This window comes from Candidatus Binatus sp. (assembly GCF_030646925.1).
Classification (GTDB): domain Bacteria; phylum Desulfobacterota; class Binatia; order Binatales; family Binataceae; genus Binatus.
Genome location: NZ_JAUSKL010000113.1, coordinates 1 through 4,647, shown reverse-complemented (window position 1 = coordinate 4,647; position 4,647 = coordinate 1). Strand labels below are relative to the sequence as shown.

The 4,647-nt window shown below is 59.4% G+C and carries 4 protein-coding genes; 3 read left to right on the top strand and 1 reads right to left on the bottom strand.

Annotated elements, in window-relative coordinates:
• Positions 1 to 249 precede the first annotated feature (249 nt).
• The 3 genes from Q7S58_RS19670 (at position 250) to Q7S58_RS19660 (ending at position 4,094) form a co-directional block, all read left to right on the top strand.
• The gene (locus Q7S58_RS19670; RefSeq protein ID WP_304830127.1) at positions 250 to 2,061 is read left to right on the top strand and encodes a hypothetical protein; all 1,812 of its coding nucleotides are present in this window, start codon (positions 250 to 252) and stop codon (positions 2,059 to 2,061) included.
• A gap of 109 nt (positions 2,062 to 2,170) precedes the next feature.
• Positions 2,171 to 2,689 (top strand): hypothetical protein, encoded by a 519-nt coding sequence (locus tag Q7S58_RS19665; RefSeq protein ID WP_304830124.1) that lies wholly within the window; start codon positions 2,171 to 2,173, stop codon positions 2,687 to 2,689.
• Between the two features lie 121 nt (positions 2,690 to 2,810).
• A complete protein-coding gene (locus Q7S58_RS19660; protein ID WP_304830121.1) occupies positions 2,811 to 4,094 on the top strand; it encodes a protease complex subunit PrcB family protein in 1,284 nt (427 codons plus the stop codon).
• Positions 4,095 to 4,361: 267 nt separating this feature from the next.
• Here the strand turns inward: Q7S58_RS19660 and Q7S58_RS19655 are convergent.
• A partial coding sequence (locus Q7S58_RS19655; protein ID WP_304830118.1) for a hypothetical protein occupies positions 4,362 to 4,647 on the bottom strand: 286 nt, incomplete at its 5' end.

The window sequence follows — 4,647 nt, the reverse complement described above, 5'->3', positions numbered from 1 at the left end:
GTTTTCGCTGAAGGGGAGGCGTTCTCAGATTTCACGCGTTGGATAAGGCGCGACCGCGACGGGAGGCCGATCCTATCCGATTGGCGCCCAACTCGCCAACGCGTTGGGCGAGTACGATGGCGTGAAGGCCGAGGTTGGTTGACGCTCACGGTCGACGAACAGACTCCATTTGTGCCAAACTTCGTGAAATCGGAGCCCCCTCGGGGTAGGCGGCGGAACCCATTTCCGCAAAACGACGAAGAGCTAGTCTTGGCAACAGCGAAAGCCTTTTTGAATGATGACCATCGCGTCCTGGTGTATTGTCCGCTTCGCGGGTCGGTGGCAAATCTCGGTTTGTCAGTTCTGCGGTTGCATCGTCAAGGCTACTTGGACAGTTACTTGCCAACCGACGTAGATATCACGAGGGCGCTAACGGTTGGTGTCGAATGGTTGGGCGAAGGTCACGTTGCTGTCGAGTGTCTGCGACTCGGAGTTGCCGTACATCACGGCGGGCTGCCAAGAGCGTTCCTTGGCGAGGTAGAGGAGCTGTTGGCGCAGCGAAAACTGCGCTTAACTATTTCTTCTCCGACCCTGGCACAGGGTATCGACCTTTCCTGCAGTGTGCTCCTCTTCAGGTCGATCTATCGAGCAGGAAAACCTATCCCTCCACACGAATATGCGAATGTTGTTGGACGAGCCGGTCGTGCCTTCGTCGACTTGGACGGGATCACGGTGTACCCCGTTTTCCAAGCGGGCTACGAAGGTGATAAGCGTGTCGAAGCTTTTCGAAAGCTGCGCCGAAATGCTCAGGTTCGGGAAATGGAAAGCGGAATTGTCCTCCTGATTCAGCATTTAGTGACCCTTCTCGCAGAGTTTACCGGGGCCACCTATGACGACATTGTCTCCTATGTAGCGAATACGAGCGGCCCTTGGACGCTTGAGGGTTTTACCGGCAATCGCGTCGAATCGGAATCTGGCATTGATCCGGACCTTGCTTTTTTTGAGGCGATTTCGGAGTTGGACACGATGATCTTTGGGACCATAGAGGATGCGCAACTGGCACAGGACGAAGTCGCGAACGCGTTGGACCTCGCGCTTCAAACGTCCCTGTGGAAACGACGTCTTTCGCGTATGACAGACGATGATGCCGCGCTACAGACGGCGATACTTCACGGACGAGCCGAATGGCTGTGGAGGAATACAACAGCCTCGGAGAGGCTTGGCTTTTACGCAGCAGGCATAGGATATCGCACCGGGTCAGCTCTGATTGCGCAATTGAATGCCCTCTCCGAACATCTCGCGCGAGCAGAAACGATGCTAGCGGAAGGCGCGGTCAACGCAGCGTCAGAGGAGCTGTCTAGCTTCGCCCAAGCGGTTTTCAGAATACCGCCGTTTGCCCCAGAGTCTTTGCCGGAGGGTTGGCCAGACCTGCTTGGGAAATGGATAGCAGGCGACAGTCTGGTAGCGACGATTGGCACCAGCGAAGGCGTCGAGTTTATTCAGAATGCAGTGGTCTACCAGTTGGTATGGGCCGTTGAGGCCGTTCGCGTCCAGGCTCTCGCCGCAGGGGATCAACGTATGGCCGAAGCGATCGGCCGCATTCCTTTGTCGCTTACATATGGGCTGCCCACACTGACAGCCGCTGCCTTGGCTCAGGCAGGTTTGCACTCCCGGCGCATGATAATAGCAGCGCTAAATGCTGTCCCCGCAGACTTCACGGATGTTGATGGAATGCTGACCTGGCTGCAGGATGGCGCCGGCGAAACCATCGCTAGTCTCTGGACCAATCGGGGGGATGTGCAGCTTTGGGAACGATTTGTTAAGTCGGGAGACTACGAAGAAGACACGGGAAGTCAGGCTAGGACGCTGACGGATGTTCAGTGGTCGGGCTCGGCGCCAGTCGGGGGATCGGCCGTCAGATTGCTTCACAATCCTCGCACGAATACAACCTCGGTCTACGCGCCGGACTTGACGAAGCTAGGGGCGCTCGCGACAGCTTATCCGGACATTGGGTTCTCAGATGTAGTTGGGACGATCTCGGATGACGGCCTCGCGATTCAGGTATCCGGCTGGGAATTCTAGGGCCAGGGGGAGCTGCGGCGACTGAGCCAAATGATTGCTCTTGTCGCGCGCGACAGGCTACACGATGCAACGCAATAGCTGCTAGAATAGTGCATTCAAGACTCTGACGATGAGTTGGTCACTCGGATATCGGCCTATTGAGGCACAGGCAGCGCTCGATGGATACTTCTTGTCGCTCGGCAAGGCCCTCTACATTGCTACCGCTTTTGAAGCAAAGGTTCAGTATGTTCTACGGATCGCGAAGTTGATCGATTTCGCAGAACAGACCCCGGATCACGAATCGGTGATGAGTTTCGGTAAAGCTCTTAGGGACAAGAATTTGGGCGCGACCTTGCGCGAGCTTGGACTGAGAGATCACATATGCGCCGAGGACGCGAGCAACTTGGACCGAGCCCGGAACGCTCGGAACTACATCGCGCACGAGGCAGCCCACATCGGGACAGTCTACGACGTAAACGATAAACTTTTCTCCGAAACGCGCGAGACCCTGCGTACTCAGCTTGAAGCGCTGATCAAAGGAGACAACCTAATTTCTTCTTGGGTCTACGAAATCGAAGAGAGGGAGCCTGCTCCCGAGGGAATTCAGCAAGACTACCATGATTTAGTGACGAGATGGGTGTTCGGTTGAGCTCAGGGAGTAGGCCGTCTACGAGGTTCACCCGATCCGAACGTACCCACCGAGGACGGCACATTCTGTCGGCTGGAGCGAGTCTCTGGTCCTGACCCACCGTGCGACTTGTTCTAATGTCATGCAAATCCCGTGGCGAGGTTTGTTAGCTGTCGTTGCCTGCGTGAGTGCGCCCATCAGCGCCTCAGCTCAGCCGGCCCGCTCTATTCTTCCCATCGAGTTCGAGCACTCCGCAGAATCCGCCCGGCTCCGGAAGCCAGTCTTCGCGTCACGCACGCTCGACGACATGGCGCGACCAGACGCGTGGCACTCCACCGGCACCGCCACCGTCACCTTCCCCACCGAGCCCCGCCCGGGCAACATGCGCGTCCTCCGCGTGGACATGCAGATGTTCCGCGATGCGCCCGCGCCGGCCCGCAACCGCCTGTCGTCCGTCAACCTCCGGCGCACGTTCGACGGCGAGGACTGGCGCGCGTACAACCGGCTCTCGCTCTGGATCAAGCCTGAAGTCCGCGGCTTGCCCGTGCTGCCGCTGCAGATCGTCCTGCACAACGACGGCGCGGAGAAGGTGCCGGACAAGTACTACCGCGAGGGCATCCACTACGTCACGCTCGCCAACAACAAGTGGACGCAGGTGGCGTGGGAGATCGAGCCGCTCGCGCTTGGGCCGCGTCACGAGGATCGAGATCGGCTACTGGGTGAACAAGATGCTCGCGGCGCCGGGCGATTCGGCCGCGTTCGAGATCGGCTGCATCGCTGCAGCAGGTCACGCCGGAAGTGTTCTGGATGGACCCGAGCGCGATCGGACGGTAAGCCAGGCACCCTCCTTCGGCCAAATCGCTGCTTATGCCGGGAACGAAAGATGCGGGGTATTTCAGCTCACAACCCCGTGTCCAGAGGAGGCCGTATGAACAAGCTTGTCAGTTTTTCCTTGGTAACCATGGGAGCAATCGTGTCCGCCTGCTCGGGATCGCTACTCGAGCCCTCCGGCCCCGAGGTCCCCATGGTTCGCCTTCGAGCGGAGCCGTACTCCTATACCTTTTATAGCGGGCTCGCCACGCCAGCGCGTATCGTCGTTCGCGACCCGGCTACCTGGCAGTCGGTCTGGACTCAGATCCACGCGCGCCGTTCCCCACAGCCTGCTCTTCCGGCGTTCGATTTCTCACGCGAGATGGTTGTGGTCGCTGCGTTAGGTACGCGATCCTCCGGTGGCTACGGCATTTTGCTCGAGCGAGCCTCCGCGGAGGTGGCCGATGGTGTCGCTATAAGCGTTCGCTCAAGCTCGCCAGGGAAAAACTGCGGGGTCACGTTGGCGCTCACCGCGCCCGTAGACATCGCTTCGCTGCCGCTGTCCGCTGGTCCCGTTCGTTTTGTTGAACGCAGCGTCACGACGGACTGCGGCTGAGGGGGCCCACAGCGCGTTCCCACACCAGGCGCGATGCGCCGCGGCGACTCGCGCCTCCACAAGGAGGATTGATCGTATGACACGTTCTCAGTCCGTCACACTTATGTACGCGCTCGCTGTGACGTTGCGATGAGAGCGCCATGGCTTGGCGCAGCCGCGCTCGGTTACCTTTTTTTTCTTGGTGCATGCTCGAGCTTTGGGCCGGAGGGTCCGGAAACAGTTCGCGGCCCGGCCATACTGGTGCACTACGGTGACACAACCACGCTGTCAGTGCCTTCGTCGGCCCGCGTTGGCGTGCCGATCTCCATCACTGTTACGAGCTTCGGCGGAGGTTGCATTGGGCCGGGCGAAACCGAAGTCACCTTTCAGGACTCGGGTGCCGAGATCCGGCCGCATCGCTACGAGACCGTTCGACTTCCTCCCGACATGGGTTGCACGCGTGAGTTGAGGGTCTTCCAGCACACAGCGACCCTTCAGTTCGCGCAGGCGGGAGAGGCGCGAGTCCGGATCGTCGGCCTCGCGCGGCCAGGCGATGCACCCTTTGTCGTGGAGC